General features: G+C 44.2%; 17 protein-coding genes. 9 read left to right on the forward strand and 8 right to left on the reverse strand.

Annotation, left to right across the window (positions count from 1 at the left end):
* The first annotated feature begins 118 nt into the window (after positions 1-118).
* Positions 119-2,254 carry a TonB-dependent siderophore receptor gene (locus tag OH463_RS19285; RefSeq protein ID WP_269992155.1) on the forward strand — a complete coding sequence of 712 codons (2,136 nt, stop codon included), beginning with the start codon at positions 119-121 and terminating at the stop codon, positions 2,252-2,254.
* A gap of 160 nt (positions 2,255-2,414) precedes the next feature.
* Here OH463_RS19285 and OH463_RS19290 read toward each other — a convergent pair whose 3' ends face one another.
* Both OH463_RS19290 and OH463_RS19295 read right to left on the reverse strand, forming a co-directional pair.
* Positions 2,415-3,101, reverse strand: coding sequence for a response regulator (locus tag OH463_RS19290; protein ID WP_029788136.1), 687 nt, complete (start codon positions 3,099-3,101; stop codon positions 2,415-2,417).
* Positions 3,098-4,717, reverse strand: coding sequence for an ATP-binding protein (locus OH463_RS19295; RefSeq protein ID WP_269992156.1), 1,620 nt, complete (start codon positions 4,715-4,717; stop codon positions 3,098-3,100). Before OH463_RS19295 ends, OH463_RS19290 begins: the two co-directional genes overlap by 4 nt.
* A 580-nt stretch (positions 4,718-5,297) precedes the next feature.
* Between OH463_RS19295 and OH463_RS19300 the strand changes: the two genes are divergently transcribed.
* The 5 genes from OH463_RS19300 to OH463_RS19320 all read left to right on the forward strand — a co-directional run bounded on the left by OH463_RS19300 (position 5,298) and on the right by OH463_RS19320 (position 10,429).
* Positions 5,298-5,525 carry a hypothetical protein gene (locus OH463_RS19300; RefSeq protein ID WP_005446009.1) on the forward strand — a complete coding sequence of 76 codons (228 nt, stop codon included), beginning with the start codon at positions 5,298-5,300 and terminating at the stop codon, positions 5,523-5,525.
* A gap of 150 nt (positions 5,526-5,675) precedes the next feature.
* Positions 5,676-7,091: a TolC family protein gene (locus OH463_RS19305; protein WP_269992157.1), complete on the forward strand. Its 1,416-nt coding sequence runs from the start codon at positions 5,676-5,678 to the stop codon at positions 7,089-7,091.
* A gap of 3 nt (positions 7,092-7,094) precedes the next feature.
* Positions 7,095-8,075, forward strand: a complete 981-nt coding sequence (locus OH463_RS19310; RefSeq protein WP_005442193.1) for an HlyD family secretion protein — start codon at positions 7,095-7,097, stop codon at positions 8,073-8,075.
* A gap of 18 nt (positions 8,076-8,093) precedes the next feature.
* The gene (locus OH463_RS19315; protein ID WP_269992160.1) at positions 8,094-9,281 is read left to right on the forward strand and encodes an ABC transporter permease; all 1,188 of its coding nucleotides are present in this window, start codon (positions 8,094-8,096) and stop codon (positions 9,279-9,281) included.
* Positions 9,278-10,429: an ABC transporter permease gene (locus tag OH463_RS19320; protein WP_009703302.1), complete on the forward strand. Its 1,152-nt coding sequence runs from the start codon at positions 9,278-9,280 to the stop codon at positions 10,427-10,429. Before OH463_RS19315 ends, OH463_RS19320 begins: the two co-directional genes overlap by 4 nt.
* 335 nt (positions 10,430-10,764) lie before the next feature.
* Here the strand turns inward: OH463_RS19320 and OH463_RS19325 are convergent, their stop codons facing one another.
* The 4 genes from OH463_RS19325 to msrP all read right to left on the reverse strand — a co-directional run bounded on the left by OH463_RS19325 (position 10,765) and on the right by msrP (position 17,235).
* Entirely contained in the window at positions 10,765-13,317 is a 2,553-nt protein-coding gene (locus tag OH463_RS19325; RefSeq protein WP_269992162.1) for an SIR2 family NAD-dependent protein deacylase, read from the reverse strand.
* Between the two features lie 375 nt (positions 13,318-13,692).
* Positions 13,693-15,201 carry a DUF3360 domain-containing protein gene (locus tag OH463_RS19330; RefSeq protein ID WP_269992164.1) on the reverse strand — a complete coding sequence of 503 codons (1,509 nt, stop codon included), beginning with the start codon at positions 15,199-15,201 and terminating at the stop codon, positions 13,693-13,695.
* Positions 15,202-15,616: 415 nt separating this feature from the next.
* Positions 15,617-16,234 carry a protein-methionine-sulfoxide reductase heme-binding subunit MsrQ gene (gene msrQ, locus OH463_RS19335; RefSeq protein WP_269992166.1) on the reverse strand — a complete coding sequence of 206 codons (618 nt, stop codon included), beginning with the start codon at positions 16,232-16,234 and terminating at the stop codon, positions 15,617-15,619.
* Positions 16,231-17,235, reverse strand: a complete 1,005-nt coding sequence (msrP, locus tag OH463_RS19340) for a protein-methionine-sulfoxide reductase catalytic subunit MsrP (protein WP_005446028.1) — start codon at positions 17,233-17,235, stop codon at positions 16,231-16,233. Before msrP ends, msrQ begins: the two co-directional genes overlap by 4 nt.
* 272 nt (positions 17,236-17,507) lie before the next feature.
* Between msrP and OH463_RS19345 the strand changes: the two genes are divergently transcribed.
* From OH463_RS19345 to OH463_RS19355, 3 genes are all read left to right on the forward strand, one after another.
* Positions 17,508-18,881, forward strand: a complete 1,374-nt coding sequence (locus tag OH463_RS19345) for an MATE family efflux transporter (protein WP_239210915.1) — start codon at positions 17,508-17,510, stop codon at positions 18,879-18,881.
* 77 nt (positions 18,882-18,958) lie between these two features.
* The gene (locus OH463_RS19350; RefSeq protein WP_269992170.1) at positions 18,959-19,525 is read left to right on the forward strand and encodes a Crp/Fnr family transcriptional regulator; all 567 of its coding nucleotides are present in this window, start codon (positions 18,959-18,961) and stop codon (positions 19,523-19,525) included.
* A gap of 98 nt (positions 19,526-19,623) precedes the next feature.
* Complete coding sequence (locus OH463_RS19355) at positions 19,624-20,145, forward strand: YgjV family protein (RefSeq protein WP_050925867.1); 522 nt, start codon at positions 19,624-19,626, stop codon at positions 20,143-20,145.
* An 81-nt stretch (positions 20,146-20,226) separates the two neighbouring features.
* On the opposite strand, the gene OH463_RS19360 is transcribed toward OH463_RS19355, so the two are convergent.
* Entirely contained in the window at positions 20,227-20,778 is a 552-nt protein-coding gene (locus tag OH463_RS19360; protein ID WP_017818085.1) for a carboxymuconolactone decarboxylase family protein, read from the reverse strand.
* A gap of 40 nt (positions 20,779-20,818) precedes the next feature.
* Positions 20,819-21,061, reverse strand: a complete 243-nt coding sequence (locus OH463_RS19365) for a hypothetical protein (protein ID WP_017818084.1) — start codon at positions 21,059-21,061, stop codon at positions 20,819-20,821.
* Positions 21,062-21,065: the final 4 nt, after the last annotated feature.

Here is a 21,065-nt window from a genome sequence, read left to right on the forward strand (position 1 = left end):
AAAGTCCTATCCTTTAGAGCGAGTTGCACCAAATTGTTAACTTTTCTATTTTTCCTATCTATAAAATACAAATAACAATCATTATCAATAACTAGAAAAAGTAGTGGAATCAGGAAAAATGGAAACCCCGATTAAATTTCATCGCTCAACACTTGCAGTTGTTGTTTCTGCGCTGATCGCAGGACACGCTGTTGCTGACGAAGACGTAACTCAACTCGAAACAATGACCGTATTAGGTAAGACTTACCGAAATACGGCAACAAAAACGTCATTAGAACCAGAAGAAACCCCACAGGCAATCACCATCATCACGAAGGATGAAATGGATTTACGCGGAGTGAGCACGGTCAGCGAAGCACTTCGTTACTCATCTGGTGTAAATACCGAACTACGCGGTGGTGCCGTTACGCGTCTAGACCTATTCAATATCCGTGGTTTCATTAACTACACCAACTTCTACGATGGTCTCCCTCTCTTATTCAACGGTTGGAACTTACAGCCACAAATTGATGCAGCTGCGGTTGAGCAAGTTGAAGTGTTCAAAGGACCTACGTCTGTTTTATATGGAAACATTCCACCAGGCGGCATGGTCAACATCATCGCAAAGACTCCGCAATCTGAGCCAGCTAACACGGTATCAGTCAGTACTGGCACCAACAGCCTGAAAGAAGTGAACTTCGACACCACGGGGCAAATTGGTGATTCAAACGTGAACTACCGCATCGTAGGGATGGCGAAACAGCGAGATGGGCAAGCAGAGACATCAGAAGACGAGCGTTATCTGATTGCGCCGTCATTCGACTGGCAAGCGACAGACAACACGCTTGTTAATGTCAACGTGTACTACCAAAACGATCCTTCGGCAGGTATTTACACCACAGTTCCAGCAGCGGGCTCCGTTCTCGATAACCCACTCGGTTCGTTGTCTCCTGATACTTACTTGGGCGACAAAAACTGGAACACCTATGAACGTGAAGTGTTGATGATTGGCTACAAAATTCTGCACGACTTCAACAACAACTGGCAGTTCTTGCAAAATGCACGCTACATGACAGCTGACTCGTACCAAGAAAACACGTACAACAGCCCATTAGCCGCTGATAATCGCACGATTGGTCGTAATGCTTACCTCACGGATGAAGACTCAACTTCATTTGTGATTGATAACCAATTATCAGGCTACGTTGCCCATGGCAATTTCGAGCATAACTTGCTACTTGGGTTAGATTACCAATACCTAGATTCTGATGTGAAATACAAAGACACCTTAGGTTACTCACTTACGCAAGACATCTTTAATCCTAATCACAATCAGATTGACCGCGACGCTCTAAAGTTCGCTTACCAGCAGGCACTGGATATCAAGACGAAACAGCTTGGCGTTTACTTCCAAGACCAACTTCGCTACAACAACCTTGTGATGATTGCCGGACTTCGCTGGGATAAATACGAATCCGACACCAACACTGTGAGTGATTACCTAGGCACAGTCACACCGAGCAAGGAAAAGCTTGATGAAAACAACGTATCTTTCCGAGTTGGTGCGTTATACGAGCTTGATTTTGGTCTGTCTCCTTACCTGACTTACTCAGAGAGTTTTGAACCAATCGCGGGGGCTGATGCATCAGGTAAAGCGTTCGACCCTTCTACTGGTCATCAATGGGAGCTGGGCTTCAAATACGCCCCTCTGGGTGGTGACGTATCAGGCAACCTAGCGCTGTTCCATATCACCAAGAAAAACGCGATCTTGACCGATCCTAACAACCCATACGCACCGCAATACCAAGCTGGTGAAGTGGTTTCTCAAGGTGCAGAGCTAGAAGCGAAATGGCAAGCAACGCCGCAAGCTGACCTAACGCTAAACTACACCTATATCAATATGGAAATTAAAGAAGACAGCTATTACCACCAAGAAGGCAAAACGCCAGTGTGGGTACCAGAACAAACCGCTTCTTTATGGGCAAATTACTACTATGAAGGTACTTTAACAGGGCTTCGCACTAGTGCTGGCGTTCGTTACGTAGGTAAAACAGAAATGGATGCACAAAATAGTGACCAAGTGCCAGATTACACCTTGGTTGACCTAGCGGCGAGCTATGACTTATCGGCGGCTTCACAATCACTCGACGGCGCAAGCGTCACGCTGTCTGCGAGCAATATCTTTGATGAGGAATACTACAGCTGTTACGACAAGAACAACTGTTGGTTTGGTGCTGAACGATCTATCGAAGCGAAGCTTGAGTACAAGTTCTAACGCCTAACAAGCCGCTCAAACAAGGTCTTTTTCGAGAACATAAAAACAAGCTGTATATTTCACAAATGAAAAGCGGTGGCTACCAATAAGCCACCGCTTTTCATTTCTCTTAGCTTTTACTACAGAGCGCTTCTGAACAGTATTTAAAGTTCGAGTTGAGTTACCTTGTCACTTTTCTGTAGCAACGCTCAGGTCGCCCTACCGTGCCATAATTTAAGTCTGCCTCTAATTCACCAGAACTGATCAAGTATTCCAAATAACGTCTGGCCGTTGTTCGGCTGGCACCAATTTGCTCTCCAGCGTCATCCGCCGTATACATCTCTTCACCGACGAACAATCCTCGAATTTTATCCAAAGTTACCCCATCAATCCCTTTGGGCAATCTGTGCGACGACGTGTCTGGTACCACATTTGATTGCAGCATCTTATCAACTAAATTCTGGTCCAAGCTTTCTGCGACATGGAGTTGTTGGCGTTGCGAAATGTACTTTTGCAATGCAGCCTCCAACCTTGGAAACATCACTGGCTTAAGCAGATAATCAACTACACCACCTCGCATCGCTTGTTGCAGTGTATCTACGTCTCTTGCCGCGGTAATTAAAATCACATCACAAGTTTGATTGTTCGCACGAAGCGTATTGAGGATCTCTAATCCTGTTCCATCGGGTAAATACACATCCATGAGCAGCAAATCAGGCTTGAGCACCTCAAGCTGTAATTCTGCTTCCATCCGTGTCGTTGCAATGCCCACCACTTCCAAGCCAGAGAGTTGGCTCAGATATTTATGATGTAGCTCTGCAATGGCAATATCATCCTCGATGATCATGACTCGCGTTGCCGTATTCATACTTGTTCTTCCTTAGGCAAATACACGGTAATTCTCGTTCCATGTTCTGTATTTGGTAGCATCTCAACATAGCCGTGATAACGCGTCGCCAGTTGATTAACAAGATGCAATCCCACACCTCGATTCTGACGCGACTTGGTTGAAATGCCCTTTTTCAAAAGCTCTTGTGGCTCAATGTTTTCCGGCAGTCCACACCCTTGGTCGACAACCTCTAAAATCACTTCGTTGCCATAATCACTGATCGACACATCAATGCTGCGGCGCTCTAATGCAAACGCAGACTCAACACGAATAGAAGACAGCGTCGCATCGAAAGCGTTGTCGATTAGGTTGCCAAGTACCGTGACCAGATCTTCTGCATTTAACCACTCAGGTAATGGCTCCAATCGACTGCCTTCTTCTACCACTAACTGTAATCCCAGTTCACGTGCACGCTCGGTTTTACCCAGTAACATGCCAGCAATAAGCGGGTCTTTGATGGTATCGCGTAAAAACTCTATCATCGCTTGATAGTGTGCTGTCTCTTGCCCAATCAATTGTTGAACCGCTTCGAGTTCCCCCATCTGAACCAATCCGCTGATCGTATTGAGCTTATTTCTGTGCTCGTGAGTCTGAGAACGAAGCAAATCAGCGTATTCTTTAGTTTGCGAAAGCTGTTCAGTAAGTTCGTTTATTTCATCACGCAGACGGAAACTGGAAACCGCACCGACGATTTTTCCTTCGACGTAGATTGGCGAACGGTTGGCAATTAAACGCTTGTGATTAAGGAAGATCTCGATATCGTGATCTTCTTGCCCTGTTTCCAGCACGGTATACAAATCGCTGTCTCGCAGGGTATCTGTCAGCGGTTTATTCAGAGCCGATTCCCTTTCAATACCTAAAATCTGACACGCACTTCGGTTGATGGAACGCAATACACCTTGGGCATCAATACTTAATACCCCTTCTTTAATAGTGCTCATGGTGACGTCGAGTTCACCGTACAAACGTCCAATTTCCTCTGGTTCAAAACCCAAAATGGCACGCTGAAATTTTCGGGATGCATAGTTGGAAACAATCGCGTTGGCAGCAACAACGATCAATGCCATTAAGATAAGGAATGCAAAGAAAGGCTCGATGCGGTCTTGTAAGCGTTCCAGCAAATAACCGACCGAAACCACACCAATGATGTTGTCTTGTTGATCGAAAATTGCCGCTTTACCACGGACGGAATAACCCAATGATCCTTGAGCCGTCGAGATGTATGACTTACCTTCCACCAGCGCTCGTTGGTTGTCGCCGCCTTTCATTGGCTTACCGATGCGCTCGTCGACAGGGTGAATCAAACGCACACCATTTTTATCCCCAATCACAATGAACGCAGCACCAAGTGCCTCAGTCATTTCACGAAACCGCTGTTGATAAGGATCGGTATTCTGAGACTCAATCATTTCGCGAACAATATGAGAAGTAGACAAGAAACGAGCAACGCCAAGCGCTTTCTCCCCCATCTCTTGTTCTTGGTCGAATTTTAGGTAGGTAAAGCCCGCAGCCACCAGAATAAGAAGTTCGATCAAACCCGACAGCGTCATAATAATAAGCATGCGCTTACGAAAGCTGATCCGACTCCAACTCATTGATATTTCCTTTATCTTCGCCAGTTTTCCACGTCACTGTGGCACACTTGCCTAAGTTAACACTGAGTTAACATGCTCGCTCTAATCAAATGACAAATCTGTGAACAGACGAAACGTTCTGAACGGTTTACGGTTAATTTGTAGGCGTGCCGTGCTTTCTTCAGTTCGAACAAACCCGTTCCAACACTTAGCTTTGTCACTCATGGCTCATTTAGCGCATTTATAGCCGCCGTGAAATATCAAAATTCAATCATAATGCTAACGAAATAATGTTGTAATTTATTCAACATCATACATAAATTGCCATCTAAATCTTGAACATGATCACACCAAATTTAGCGGTTTTTGAGGCGTTTTTAGACTTTCGATCGTATAATTTTTAGTCAAGAAGCCTAGCAGAGCTTCGAACAAAGAAAGCAGCCAACTGGAAGTCTATTTAACGCTCAACACTTGCGTCAGTAAATTGAAGATACATTGATAAAAATACAAATACTGACCGTAGGACAACCACTTAGACACCATCTGCAATTGCAATAACTATAAACAGAGGTGCTTTTATAGTTAGAAGGAACACCAAAACATGGAACGCGATACATTTGGAATTTGCCTGAATAAGGCTATGCTGTCAGAGAATATGTATTCAACGTTTACGCACGTCAGGGCTTATGAAAAGAGTGACACCAGTTCTTCTGATCTCAAGGTGCTGCTTTCATTCCCACAGATGAGTGGTAAAGACTTACTGAATACTATGCGAGGCTCTCGTCAGCTTGAGTGGAGAGCAGAATTTCACTGCCCTTCGATGAAGTGAATCAGTACAAGTCACACAACAACGGTGCGTCCAGCTAAGCCCCACCTAACTGGGCGCAACATTTAACCAACATTTCTTTTGCCCAATCACTTAACACTTTGTAGTGAATACTTTATATTAGAGCTTATACTCTAAAGAAAAGTAGCCACTATGAAACAAACCGGAAAGTTCTGGATTTTGGGTCTTCTCAGCAGCTCAATTTCTCTTGCCTGTCACTCGGCTCCCATCACATTCGATGATGCATGGAATTTGTTGTTAGAAAACAACTATTCCCTTAAAGCACAACGTGCCAATGTTGAAAGCTACGAATACCAACAAAGCGCAACTGATAACCTCAATTTACCGCAAGTCAGTATTGGTGCGAACTACACACGCTTAGATACCGACGTAACACTGTCTGGTCAGCAAATTCTCGACAGCACTGGGCAACACATTAGCGTGCCACCTGTTTTCCAACCTATTTTTAGCGCTCTTGCGAGTACCACATCGACGATCACCGAACGCGACATCTTCTCTTCTTCGATTCGTGCTATCTGGCCGATCTTTACTGGCGGTCGCATCAATGCAGCTCAAACCGCCGCGGAAGGTAAAACGGACGAGGCAAAAAGCCAACTCGCAATGGAGCAGCAAGCTCGCTTTGAAGATCTCTCCAAATACTACTTCTCGGTCGTGCTTGCCAAAGAAGTATTAGCAACACGTCAAGCCGTAGAAAAAGGCTTAACCAAGCACCGTGATTTTGCGATTAAAATGGAAGAGCAAGGTCAAATCGCCCGTGTTGAGCGCCTTCAAGCGGAAGCGTCATTAGACAAAGCTAAGGTCGAGACGCGCAAAGCTGCCAGTGACCTGAGTATTGCTCAAGCGGCTTTGGGCAAGATCTTAGCGCAGAGCGATTCTGTAGAACCTTCAGAAACGCTGTTTATCAACAACAACCTTCCACCGTTGAGTGCGTTTGTTGATCAAACACTACTGACCTACCCCGGCTTAGATTTGTTGGATGCCAAGCACAAACAAGCGTCGAGCTTAATCAAAGCCGAGAAAGGCAAATACTATCCGGAAGTTTACCTATACGGTGATTACAGCCTATATGAAGACGATTCCCTTGCCAGCCAAATGAAACCGGATTGGCTAGTGGGTGTTGGCGTTAACATCCCTCTGATTGAGTCCACTGGTCGTAGCGAGAAAGTAAAAGCAGCACAAAGCATGGTCACCCAAGTAAATGCGCTGAAATCACAAGCGAAGCAAGACTTGTCGCTTCTGGTACAAAAGACCTACCTAGAAGCACAACAAGCCATTGATGAAGTGCAAGGTCTAGAATCTAGTATCGCCCTTGCGGACGAGAACCTACGCTTGCGCGAAAAAGCATTCACTCAGGGCTTATCGTCCTCTTTGGATGTCGTTGACGCGCAACTGTATGTCGCCAGCGTAGAAACACAGCAATCAGCGGCACGTTTCCGTTATCTGATTTCATTAACCAAACTATTAGCACTGAGCAGCGAAATGAACAGCTTCGCTCAATACCAACATACTGCTTACGTTCCAGCATCAGCATCCAAAGAGGCAAAATAAGTCATGGCAGCAAAATCTCTAAAACCCGCTCTACTATCACTTTGCGCTTTGGGTGTCGCTTCTTGGGTTGGCTACCAGTTCTACCAAGCATATCAACCAGAACCGGCACGTTTACAGGGGTTGATTGAAGCGCAGCAATACAGCATCTCTTCTAAAGTTCCTGGTCGTATTGATGAAGTCATGGTGCGCAAAGGCGATGATGTCGAAAAAGGTCAGTTGATCTTTACCCTTCACAGCCCAGAAATCGAAGCAAAATTGGAGCAAGCCAAGGCAGGTGAAAAAGCCGCTGGCGCATTGGCCCTAGAAGCAGAAAAAGGGGCACGAGAGCAACAAATCCAAGCCGCAAAAGACCAATGGTTGAAAGCGAAAGCGGCTGCAGATTTGATGGAAAAGACCTACCAACGTGTAAACAACCTTTATAAAGATGGCGTAGTCGCGGAGCAAAAACGCGACGAAGCCATGACGCAATGGCAAGCATCTAAATACACAGAAAGCGCTGCATTCCAAATGTACAACATGGCGAAAGAAGGCGCGCGTAGCGAAACCAAAGTCGCAGCAGCAGAGAAAGCACGCATGGCGGCTGGCGCAGTAGCGGAAGTAGAAGCGTACGCCAAAGACACGCAAATCTTCAGCTGGTTTGATGGTGAAGTTTCTCAAGTTCTACTGCAAAGCGGCGAACTTGCACCTCAAGGCTTCCCGGTTGTGACGGTTATTGATACCCAAGATTCTTGGGCAACACTGAACGTACGCGAAGATTTGCTCAAACACTTCACCAAAGGCACGACCTTTAAAGCTTACCTACCAGCATTGGATAAAGACGTTGAGTTTAAAGTCACCCATGTTGCCGTAATGGGCGATTTCGCTACATGGCGCGCGACAGACGCATCGAAAGGTTTTGATCTTCGCACATTCGAAGTGGAAGCTCGCCCTACCCAACCAGAGCCTGAGCTACGCATGGGCATGAGTGTTGTGGTTGAGCTGTAATCGCGTTGGCTTAAGATTATGACGATTCAAATCTCACAACGACAAATCCTGCGGCGCGATAAGTGGTTGTTATCTTGCCTGACATGGGTGCCGATCTTATTGGCCGTCACTATTTGGGGTGTTTTCTCTGCAGGTATTGCAAGAGATCTCCCGATTGGTGTGGTTGATTTGCAGCACTCGCAGTTGTCACGCAAGATGATTCAATCTCTTGATGCCTCTTCCACTCTTTCTGTTGATTATCACTACACTAGTTCAACAGAAGCGAAGAACGCGATGATCGAGGGTGATATCTACGCTTATGCTGTGATTCCCCCTCAATTCGACCAAGACATTCTTTTGCATCGACAACCGCAACTATCGGTCTTCTTTAACAGCCAATACATTTTGGTTGCCAAGTTGATTAACTCAGCGGTCGCGCAGTCTCAAGGGTATTTTGATGCGCAGCTAGAAACCATGGGTAACCTAGCAAAAGGCAACACCACAACACTTGCAGCTATTGGTCAAGCCGTGCCGATTTCCACCCAGATTACAGCCTTGTTTAACCGCAACACCAACTACGCTCAGTTTTTGGTAACAGCGATTGTTCCGGCGATCTGGCAGATCTGTGTCGTGGTCAGCACCATTTTGATCCTCGCAGCGCATTTTCGTCTTTATGGAAATGGCAACAACAGCTTCGCGTTCTTAGGCGATCGCCCTTTCACTCGACTAAGCAAAATTCTAAGCCAGTACATTCCTGTCTTTATGGCACAAGGCGCACTGTTCTTAGTCTGGTTCTACATGGTGCTTGATTGGCCGATGGAAGGCAGTTATCTGGTGATGCTATTAGCGCAGTTCGTAACGACTATCGCATGCATCATCATGGGAGCATTGTTCTTCTTCCTATCGATGGACCCAGCTCGCGCGATGAGCTTTGCTGGCGCATTTACCGCGCCTAGCTTCGCGTTTATGGGTATTACTTTCCCCGTTTCAGACATGAATGCTCTTGCCCATGCATGGAGAGGATTGCTGCCAATTACGCATTACATCGAAGTTCAAGTGGACCAAGCAAGCTACGGCGCAAGTGCGGCACAATCTATCGGCTCACTCTGGCCGATGGTTGGGTACATTATCCCGCTGCTGATGACGGCAGCTTTATTAGCAAAACATCGCAACACAGCTTTGCTAAACAGCGCATCTTCAACAGATAGCAAACAGGAGGTTGTATGACACTGTGGCAACTGATTAAAACAGAACTTCGCTCAGTGATGACCAACCCTGTCGTGGTACTGACGGTCTTTGGTGGCGTGGTATTTTACTCCTTCTTATACCCACTTCCATACGCACAACAAACACCGAGGGAACAGCCAATAGCGATTGTGAATCTCGATGGAAGCCAAACCAGTCTAACCTTAGAGCGCATGGTCGATGCCACGCCTCAGGTTAAGGTAGTGACACGTTTACATACTATTGCCGATGCGAAACAAGCATTCTTAAACCGAGAGATAACTGGCTTCTTGGTGATTCCAGAACACTTCTACAAAGACTTGATGCTTGGCAGCAGCCCTACTCTGGCTTATGCCGCCGACGCTTCTTACTTCTTGGTGTACGGCACAGTCGTCGAAGGTTTAGCACAAGCTGGTGGTACGCTTGGCGCTCAAGTTAAAGTAAGCAAGATGGTAATCGATGGAGTGCCACTAAGCATGGCGAGCCATGACTACTCTGCAATCAAACTCAACATGAAGCCAACCTTCAACCCAACCATGGGCTACATCGAATACGTAGTGCCAGCGGTGTTTGTATTGATCCTTCAACAAACATTGATCATGGCAGTCGGGTTGCAAACCGGTACTCAGCGCCATGGTCGTGGGTATTGGTCACAGGTGCCAACGGGTGCTCTGTTGCTGGCCAGAACCTTGGTCTTCGTTGCTATCTACTACTTGCTCAGCGCCTACTATTTTGGCTTCAGTTTTGAACGCTTGAACGTCAATCATGTTGCCAATGCCGGTGAATTGTTGACCTTGCTGTTGCCGTTCTTGCTCGGCTGTTGTGGTTTAGGTTTATGGCTCGGTTACTTGTTACCAAGACGCGAGTTGGTGACATTGGTCGTGCTGGTTAGCTCAATGCCATTAATCTTCTTAGCAGGCTTTATTTGGCCGGTTGAGTCGATTCCTGCCCCGCTGCTTTGGTTTGCTGATTTGAGCCCGAGCACGTGGGCAATCAAAGGCTTTTTAGCACTCAACCAAATGGGCGCAACGTGGCAACAAGTCGCTAAACACTGGACTGCTCTTTGGGTGCTTACAGTTCTTTGGGGCGGCGTTGCTTACTGGATTGCCAAACGCAATACCAAACCAGTAGTAACAGAAAGCTTAGGTTAACGGCTGTTTATCCAATAAAGCAAAGGGGCTCACGTAGCCCCTTTTTGTTTGTGTGGGTGTTCTAGTGACAGAGTTGAGTAGAAGAGTTGTTGGCTCGTTATTGGACAAAATTGAGTTAAGTAATATGCCTTACTAATTTTGGTGGTAAATAAACTAGTTGAAGTATAGAAGTTTCACTCGCATCGATAACTGTTCAATATTGCTGATGCAGGTAATTTTTTAGCTCCAATGGAAAGGATACACTCCTGTGTCCCTCACTTGGTCACACATGAGGTTTTATGTCACCTAACACTATAAGTTGAGGTTAATGGCATCCACGCGAACCTATTGCTACCTTACTGCTCATGAGCCTTTTCGTAAGATTGTTCTTGAAGAAGTTTAAGAGATTTTTGATACATTCTAAGTGCAGTTTGGATGTTACCATTTTTTCTTACATCCTCACGTAATCTCTGTGTTTGCCTCATCATGAATGAAATTCTTTTATTTAGAGTGTTGCGTTGCTCGTTATCCCATTTATGGTAATGTACAGCCACTACACGATATATCCCACTAGTTGAGGTATATGGATGCCTATATTGAGTGTTATCTATGCACTGATTTTTAATCATATCAAATGCCTCAATACAATTATCAAATGCTAGCAACGCACTACCAGACTCAGTAGCTTCAGATATGAGATGTCTCGCGTAAGTCGTATAAATCTGATAAGGAGCCCACTTGCCTTTGAATCCCTTTTTGCGATTGAAATTTTTGCCGAAAGCAAGTGCATTTTCAAGGTGGTAACCAGCAGTTGTATGATGTCCTAGACTATGTTCTGCTATCGAGTATTGTAACCAAAATAGTGGGTGTTCTGAGAAGTAATCAATATTTTGGATTCTCTCATAGAAGTCAACCAATGCAGCTTCTCGGCCTACATTAGGCAACAACTTTTCTATTTGACCAAAGTTTACGAGTCTTTCGCAAAGCCAAGTGTAATCTAGGTCTGACTCCATAAGGTACTCTAGATTTTCAATCACGGTAGCAATGACTTCCGTAATCTCACTTGTACTATCGGAGTTATTAAGAATATATCTTGCTACAATCGAAGACTTGAAACGGATTTCATTGGTTTCAAAATCTATAATATTTCGCAACTTTTTATCTTTAACCAGCGCCTGATAATCTTTGTTGTCAAATCCAAAACAATAACCTAGCAAGTTTTCATTAACAGACAGTTCTGACATAGCGAGATGCTTTTCACTTACTTCAAAGCGATTCCCACTACTTTCAATCCGAGACTCACTCGTACTCTTGATACAAGTAAGTATACAAATCAAAGTTAATACATCTTTGTAAAATGGATTACTTGTAAAAGGTTGAGTGATCTCTAGTAGTTTGTTCTGAATATTTTTTGACTTTAATAGCTCGAGAAGTAAGTCTGAGAGACGGGATTTACATTCACGCCTAATAAAACTGTTTTTTTCGAGGTTAGAATCGTCCGCTCTCAAGCCCCATACAGCCCGTTTATTAAAGAGCTCTACGAACCTATTTATCTCACTTTTATCTAAGTGCTCCACATCAAAAAGGTGAGCTTTACCCCATTTTTCACAATAGTCCAAAGTAACATCAGAAGAAACTTGGAAAGTATCTGTTCTTTCAGCAAGTACAATTGAGCATCCACTACTCGCGTTTTCAAAGAAAGCATGGACAGCGTCTTTGTCTTTCTGATAACTGTCAATTATCAAAACAAATGGATCTCTACGATTACAAAGCTTGACGACTTCACTTGTAGCATTGCTAAAACCAACTCTATGAAAAACATCAATACCTGAACGATGAGCTTGTATCGCTATACGCTGTAAGAGGACTGTCTTGCCACTACCAAAACCACCATGAACAAATACACCAGCGCCTCCCGAAGATATGCAGTGAAAGATTTCATCTTCTATTGTTCTTGCGACTGTATAACGCCCGTCCTCAGTCGCAGATTGTATGTAATTGCTATTTACCTCACCTTGGACAATTAATGAAAGAAAGTCGTCAAAAGTAGATTTGGATTCAGCTCTTCTTTGGTTAAGTTCAAGCCTTTGAAAATATCTATAGGACTCTCTTTTTTCTGTTGGTTTCCAACTCTTTTTTCGCTCTTTTATTTTTTCTATGAGGCCTTCAATTCCGATCTTTAGCACTTGCCCATATTGAGAAAGCTCAAACTCGCTAAGCTCGTCTAACTCTGGTCGATCAACAAAAAACACTTTTCGCTTTATTCGTTCGATTGAGCTGATAAAACGGAGGACGTCAATATCTGCAAGAGAGTAACCTAGAAAGATGATCGCCTTTGCGTTATTGAGATCGGCTTCAAATACACGTGATACAGGACTATCATTGAATATCTTTGATGCATAATCACGACTTGTGAGCACAAAGTCATCAGGTAGATTGAATGTTGAAGATCCTAGCTTACCATTGATATGGATGACTTCCTGCGATTTTGACTCACTCCTTCTAGTTTTCGTGTCATAGGTATTTATTGTATAACTTGAAAAAGCTTTATTTATAGACGCGCAAGATTTTTCATACGAGTTCTCATAATTAGTTGTCCAAACTCTAACCCAGTCAGGCTCAGCAATTTCTTTAAAACAAGTTGCGACTGATTCGACATCCAAGTGCGCGCGTAGGAGCTTTACTAACGTTGATTCCCCCCTTTTCTCTTTATAAAAATTACTCAACTTATCTAACGGGACGCTTTGTGTTATCCCCAAATCTTCTTTTATTATATTTTCTAGCTCAGATCCCACTGGCAACTGCCTACCAAATTTGTTGGTAGACAGTTTGCTCGATCCTGCTCCTAGAAAAAGAAGAGCCTCGCCATTTAGAATTGCGTCAATAGCCTTTTTGTAATTCATTTCCATTGGTATCACTCTTAGCTCCTTTGTTAAAGTTGCATTCGGAAATGCTATATTCACTTACATTATCTCACACGCGCACACCCACCATACGCACCTATGCAATATAAGTAATATTGCATTGAAATGAGTTGCACTGCAAAATTTTAGTTCACAAAATCAGGTACTAGGGCTGATTTGCCCTTTGACAAAAACTAGGTAATTAATTTTAAGGCTCATTGAATAAATGAGAAATGCTCACAAACTTTTAAACAATACCTTCTTAGTTATTTTCTTGATCAACTCATCTCTGGACAAAAACGGCTTAGTTCAACAGAACTAAACCGTTTCTATCAGGTTAGAAAAAGGTTCTTCAAACCATAAATCGTACTATGGGCCTACCTAACGAAAGCTTGGGATAATTGCTGGAATCCCCGGAAGTAAGCCCACCAATGCCATTACGCTTGTTAGTACAATAAACATAATGCCAGGCAACACCCAACGGCTCATTTTACTCAGCTCTCCACTACGTTCTTTACAGCCGACTAAGCCTAAATTATCTAGCAACATGGTGAGAGACCAGCCAAATGCAGGGTTAACGAGCGCTGAAGAAAATACAACAATCGCCGCCGATTGAGTGGTTTTCCCTTCACGCGTCATTTCCATTCCTGCTTCTAGCAAAGGAACAAATACTCCAACAATGAGCGCAACACAAAGTACAGGTTGCCAGATCGCTAAGTCCATTGGGTAGCCCCAAACCGCGGCGATGATACAAAACAGCGCCGTCAGCAAAGCGCCAGCAGGAATGGGACGCTTAGCGATCGCCGCCGGAACGATGTAAGTTCCCCAAGAAGACGTAAAGTTAGTACCACCGAGCAGAGAACCGAACGTCTGACGAATGGAAGCGGTGGTCATGGTATCGTCGATGTTCATATGTACTTTTTCTGTACGTTTTGGATAGCTGATTTTTTGAAACACTTGATGCCCTAAAAAATCAGGCGACCACATGGCTACGGCTAAAATAGCAAAAGGCAATACCACCATGAAATGCTCAATCGTAGGTAAACCTAGCATCCAACCCGTATCTTCCCCCCACCAATACATCGGATTCATATTAGGTAAGCCGGGCTCGGTTTGAAAAGAAAACGGAGCGCCCATAGCAAAAGCTAAAGTACCGCCTAGCAAGCAACTAAGAGGAACCGCTAGCCAACGCTTACGAAAGTGTTCCAGTAATGCATATAAAATAATGGTGCAAAAGATCACAACAAAAGCAATGTGGCTCATCCATATTCCCTCTGCCCATGCGAACAACTTTTTGACTTGAGAGACGGTTCCAACAAAGCCAAGGTAGAGCAATAAACCACCACACACGCCTTTACTGGTGAGATTTGCCAACATGCTGCCACCTTTACTGATGGCTAACAGTATGCCAAAAGCGCCAATCAACAGACCAAAGGCCATTGGGTGCCCGCCTGCTGCAACGACGATAGGAATTAATGGGATGAGCGGGCCGTGTGTACCCGCGAGGTTTGCGGTCGGCAACAGAAAGCCTGAGAAAAGAATAATGAAAACAGAGGCGATGAGTAGTTCATAACGTACATTTTCTAAAATAAAGCCTTCATTCAACCCTAGCGCTCCGGCAAAGGTTGCGGCAATGGCTCCCACCATAACAACTTTACCAATGGTCGCGGCCATCGCTGGAATGGTGTCTTCTACCTCGAAGCGATAATCTTTAAACGGCAAATTGGGACGCCAACGTTTAGGCGCCATGATTTGCAACTCGTGCTCTAAATATTGTTCTCGGGACTCAAACTCCGAGCTAGGTTTATGTTGTTGTTCATAAGTGAGTTCACCCTCACTGGCTTTAGGCTTATCTGTTCGAATATGTACGGACTCTAAAGTGCTGCTCATTGTGATTCCTTTCGTTCACACTCTAAGGTGTGTTTTTCCAACCAACGTTGTTTCTCAGTAAACGAAGATTAAGCAAGTCGTTGTCTCTATATTCTCTACGACAAGAACTCGATAACTGACGTTTATGAACCCTTTAAATTAAGTTGCTAGTACCTTATACCAAACGAAAAAGTACAAATAGTCTCAGATGGTTAGACATTAGTCGTAGGGTTCGGGCCAACGGTATGAGCGTTGTGATGGGATCTGATAGACCTAGCTCAAGGTCTTTGGTGAAAGCGAACGAAAGGTGTGGAAGCCTGGTGAGCCAACAGCAACAGAAAGCTTGGGTTAGCGGCTTTTTATCCAATGAAGAAAGGGGCTCACGTAGCCCCTTTTTGTCTGCTGATTCATTTATCGCAATTAGTCTAACAGCGCATCAACTGGATAACATTTTTCGAAACACTCGCTGCTTCAATGTCTTCCAGCGCACCAGCAACAAACCAATGGCGATTAGGATATAGATGGTTGGCTCTGCTACCTCTGATTTCACCGACCAATAGAAATGAATCGGCGCCAGTATCGCGACCAAGTAAACCCAGTTGTGCAGCTTTTGCCATTTAGGCCCCATTTTACGTTGTATAGATTGAGTCGAAGTCACCGCCAGAAGTAACAAGATAACCCACACTGCTGCACCAACGGTCAAGTAAGGGCGTTTGACGATTTCAGAGGCAAGCAAACTCCAATCTAACCCTAAATCAAGAACAGCAAACGCAACCAAATGAAGCACTGCCCAGAAAAAGCTGTAGAGCCCGAGTAGTCGTCTGACTCGAACTAACAATCCCTGCTTGGTCCAACGCGCAAGCGGAGAAACCAACAAGGTAATAAACAGCGTATTCAGCGCGCTAATACCCGTGTAATGGATAATGCCTTGAACAGGGTCGCCACCTAAGTTGTCGGTATTAATCGCAATAACCAGCAGACCTAAAAAGCCTAAAGAGACAAGATGGATAAGGACCTTAAGCGCAATGATGTGTTTTGGCGTCAGCTTTCTCAATAGAACTTCCTCAGGTCCATATTCTTATAGAGATGCGCCACCTCTTCCTCGTAACCGTTGAACATCAATGTTGGCTGTCTGCGAGTACTGAGCACACTGCCCTCACCGATGAAACGCTCGCTTGCTTGGCTCCAACGTGGGTGGTCAACATTTGGGTTCACATTAGCGTAAAAACCGTATTCATTTGGTGCTAAACGATTCCACGTTGTTGGCGGCTCTCGGTCAGTTAAACGAATTCGAACAATAGACTTAATGCTTTTGAAGCCATACTTCCACGGTACAACTAAGCGAAGTGGCGCACCGTTTTGTGGTGCAAGCGTCTTACCGTATAAACCGACAGAAATCAGTGCGAGCGGGTTCATTGCTTCATCAAGACGAAGCCCTTCGACGTAAGGATATTCAATACTGCTAAACGAGCCTTGAGCTGGGAACTGTTTCGGGTCGTAGAGGGTTTCAAAAGCAACGTATTTCGCGCTACTTTTTGGATCCGCCATTTTGATGATGTCTGCTAGAGGAAAACCAATCCACGGAATGTTCATTGACCATGCTTCGACACAACGTAAGCGATAGATTCGCTCTTCTAGTGTGAACTTGTTAAAGATGTCATCGTAGTCGAGCTTAATCGGGTTATTCACCAAGCCGTCGATCTCAACCGTCCATGGGTCAGACACAAATTCAGAAGAGTTTTTCGCTGGGTCAGATTTATCGGTACCAAACTCATAGAAGTTATTGTATTTTAAAACCTTGCTCTCAGGAGTAAGAGAAAGATCCGCTTGATACTGTTGTGGCTTAGTCACACTAAGGTCAATTCGATTATCTGAGACTGGCTTTTCCTTTGAAGAGAAGATATCCAAAATACCAGCTTGTGCATTCGCAGCGAGTGGCATACCGACAACCGCAATACCTAACTTTTTCAGTATTTCGCGACGCTCTTTATAGACGGACTCTGGCGTCGCTTCGTTTTCAGATAAAGCCCAGCGATGATTCTTCTTAATCCACATAATCTTCCCCGAATGTGTTCATACTTTAGTAAATAGCGAACTGGTAATACGTTGATTAAGACAGACCGTAGCAATGGCAGTTCTATTTCATAGAAAACGAAAAACCGATATGCATATAAGTTTGCAATTACTATTCAGCCGCACTGTGGAACACGCAACGACTTCATTATTAACCAAATCTAAAAACTGATTTAGGGATTACCCCTCTTATCATTAACAATCACAACTCTATACTGGCATTGTTCCCAAACTTTCCAATCATGAGCCTTGTGATGCTAGCGATTTCCTCGACTTTAAAATCCGTTCTCGAAAAAACACTGCCGTTAACGGTCGGTCTCTTTGCGATAATGTCAGTACAACTTATTGATGCAGTGTTTATCGGCAAGCTTGGTGTAAACGAGCTTACGGTGCAAGGTATTACCATGCCTTTCCAAGCTGCATTTATCGGCATTCAAGTCGGCATCGGTGTCGCGGCAACATCGATCATTTCTCATGCTTTTGGTGCAAATGACACACGACGAGCTACCAATACGGCTTCACTTGCATTGCTTGTTGGCAGCGCTTTTATCGCACTTATTGGAGTTACATTGTGGTTGATGGAACAAAGTGTGTTTTCCGCATTTATCTCTGTGGAAGACGGCGGCACCCAGTATCAGCAACTCGAAGTGTTATTTGGTCAGTTCTGGGGCTTGTGGTTGTTGAGCGCACTATCGAGTGCTGTGCTGTATTTGATGACCTGTGTTTATCGTGCGAATGGTGACACTAAAGTCACTGGCTCCGTTTTTGTCATCGCAAGCCTTATCAACCTCGTACTTGATCCAATCTTTATGTTCGTTCTTAACATGGGGATCGCAGGTGCAGCACTAGCATCTATGCTTGGTTTTGCCATCAGCGCGGCTTACATGATGCAAAGAGCCAAAGGTCGCCACTGGTTCGCTCCTTTCTCTTGTGCTTTAGCCAGCAAAGAGGATTTCAATCTACTGATCAAAACCACGATTCCAACCATGATGAACCAAATCTTACCGTCAGTCAGCGCGTTCGTGACCGTGATGTTCATCGCTCATCTTGGTGCCAATGAAATTGCGTTTTGGAGTTTGCTCAACCGAGTCGAGAGCTTCTTGCTAATCTTCACATTGGCGCTCACCATGTCGTTACCACCAATGATTGGCCGTCAGCTCGGTGCCGAACGTTTCGATTCAATCCAAGCGCTTGTTCAATCAGCTTCTCGCTTTGTGATCTTGTTCCACTTGGTCATCGCGACTTTGTTAGTGGTAAGTTTACCAATCATTGTTCCTCTACTATCGGCGGACAACACAATGCAAGATTGGTTGAAGCTAGCTCTTTGGGTGATTCCGTTTAGCTACGGTCCTTTAGGCTTATGTATGGTTGTCACTTCAATCTTCAACGCATTGGGTAAACCCAAAACCGCCCTTTTCGTTTGCTTTGTTAGATTGCTGGTGCTGTACATCCCAGCGATTGCTATTGGTTCGTTACAGGGTGACATTTTTACTATCGTCATTGCGGCAACAATAGCGAATGTACTCGCTGGATTGTTTTCATGGTTACAGTTAACGAGCTATGCAAAACAATACTTATCCGCTACTCATGCCCTCATGATGAAAGTGAAAACAGCAGAACACCGATAATCAATAGTATCTTGGATATTTCGAGTGATTAAATGTGTTAGTCTTGGTGAAATAAAGCAAATATGGAACCTGTTTTTATGCTGGGTAAATTCACTAAGGTGATTGACCATTTCTCTGATATGGGTGTTCCACCTCAAACGGTTAAACCCTTGTCAACTCAGTTTAAATTGCTCTCACTAAACCCATCAGATATTTTGCTCGCACAGGGATCTCAGCAGGACTATGGCTATTTTATCCTGTCCGGAATACTTAGAGCTTGTCATTACGGTGAGAACGGTCTTGAACGATGCAAAGAGTTTTATTTTCAAGATGAGCTATGCTTCCTCTATTCAAGTTGGTTGCAGGGAATGCCTACCCAATATCAAATTGAAGCTATTACAGCAGCAGAAGTAATAAGGGTCCCTCTGAATTTACTGACATTGCCTTCGTTCTCACAAGCCAAAGTCACACTGTTACAGCAACAATTAATATTCAAGGAGCAGAAAGAAGCCCTTCTATTACTCCACACACCCGAGCAAAGGTATCGGCACTTGCTGCAGTATTGGCCACATTGGTTAGCCAAACTTAATAACATTCAGATAGCCAGCTATATCGGTATTAGCCCTGTCAGCCTATCGAGATTGAAAGCCAGAATTAAAAGCTAAATATTAAAAGTAGGAATTAACTAAAGTTAATTCCTACCTTAGGATACATACGCATAATCCCACCTCCATATTTATTCTAAATTTTGTAGGAGGGAAGCATGTCGGCATTTCTTTGGTCCCAAATATTGATAGCAATCGCCATCGTATTCGATCTGATATCATTTCAATTTAAAAAAAGGCAAAAAATTGTCTGTTGCTTATGTGCATCTGGCATCTTGATTAGCACCCACTTTGTTCTACTAGAGCAATGGACCGCCGCAAGCTTAATGTTACTCGCGAGTATCCGCTATTTCACTAGTATCTTTACTACATCGAAAAGGTGGATGTTTCTGTATTTAACCTCTGCGTTAATGATCACTGTGATGACCTTTGTTGACTTAATCAATTTGCTTAGTTTTGGCGGAACGCTATTTCAGACCACAGCTGCATTTTGTAAAAGTGATCAACGTTTGCGGCAATTAATGATTGTCGGAACTTTGCTCTGGCTAATACACAATTACCTTGCAGGCTCTCCTACCGCTGTACTAATGGAGCTGTTGTTTATTAGCAGCAATCTTATCGGCTATTATCGTTATTATGGGATACGCCAAGGTCTGTTGACTCAGAAGAAATCTGTATAAACATATGCCAATATTTACGACAAACAACATGAAAAAAAGAGCGAACTTAGTCGTTCGCTCTATGGCATCTAGCTCATTGGACTACTCTTTAGACCAAGCAAACTTTTCAAATACTTTATCTACTGGGGTGTGAGCAACATGGTTTACGTAGTTACTAATCACTTTTTGCGATAGACCAAGGATCACTTCCAGAACCTGTTGCTGACCGTAACCTGCTGCAAAAAACGCTGCTAGTTCTGTTTCTGATACATTGCCACGCTCACGAACGACAGCAAGAGTAAAGTCTTTTAGTGCTTGAAGCTTTTCAGTTGGCATTGCTTCATCATTACGCAATGCTTCAGTCAGTGCTGGGTCTACTTTCATTGAGTGCGCGATCCCGGTATGTGCAGGAACACAGTAGTGACATTCGTGCTCAACGTTGATGGTTTGCCATACCACTGTTAGCTCTTCAGCGTCGAATGATGTATTAGTGAATTGCTGATGCAGTTGCGTGTACGCCGTTAGGATTTGAGGAGACTCAGCCATTACCGCGTAAAGACCCGGAATCATACCCATTTGCTTTTGTGCACCTTCAAGGATTGCTTTGCTTTTTTCTGGTGCAGACTCAACAGTGTGTAGTTTAAATTCGTTCATTTTTCTCTTTCCCATTCTCTAACTTATTAACTTTACTGACTTATTTCACTTCTGGCTCTAGCAGGACTTTGGTTACAAACAAACGAACCGCTGGCGCTACAAGGGCTAAAACTAACAGTGCAGATGGCACCATTTGTGAAACTGCGTTTAACCATGCATCGAAGAACATACCGTTTGTAGGTAACGCCTTAGCAACCATGATAGCTGGCATGCTAAGAAGCATAGTTGGTAGAACCATAGAAACCATTAATGGGTACTGGAACTTGCGCGGAAACTTTTTCATATTT

The sequence above is a fragment of the Vibrio sp. NFR genome, assembly GCF_027587095.1.
Classification (GTDB): domain Bacteria; phylum Pseudomonadota; class Gammaproteobacteria; order Enterobacterales; family Vibrionaceae; genus Vibrio; species Vibrio harveyi.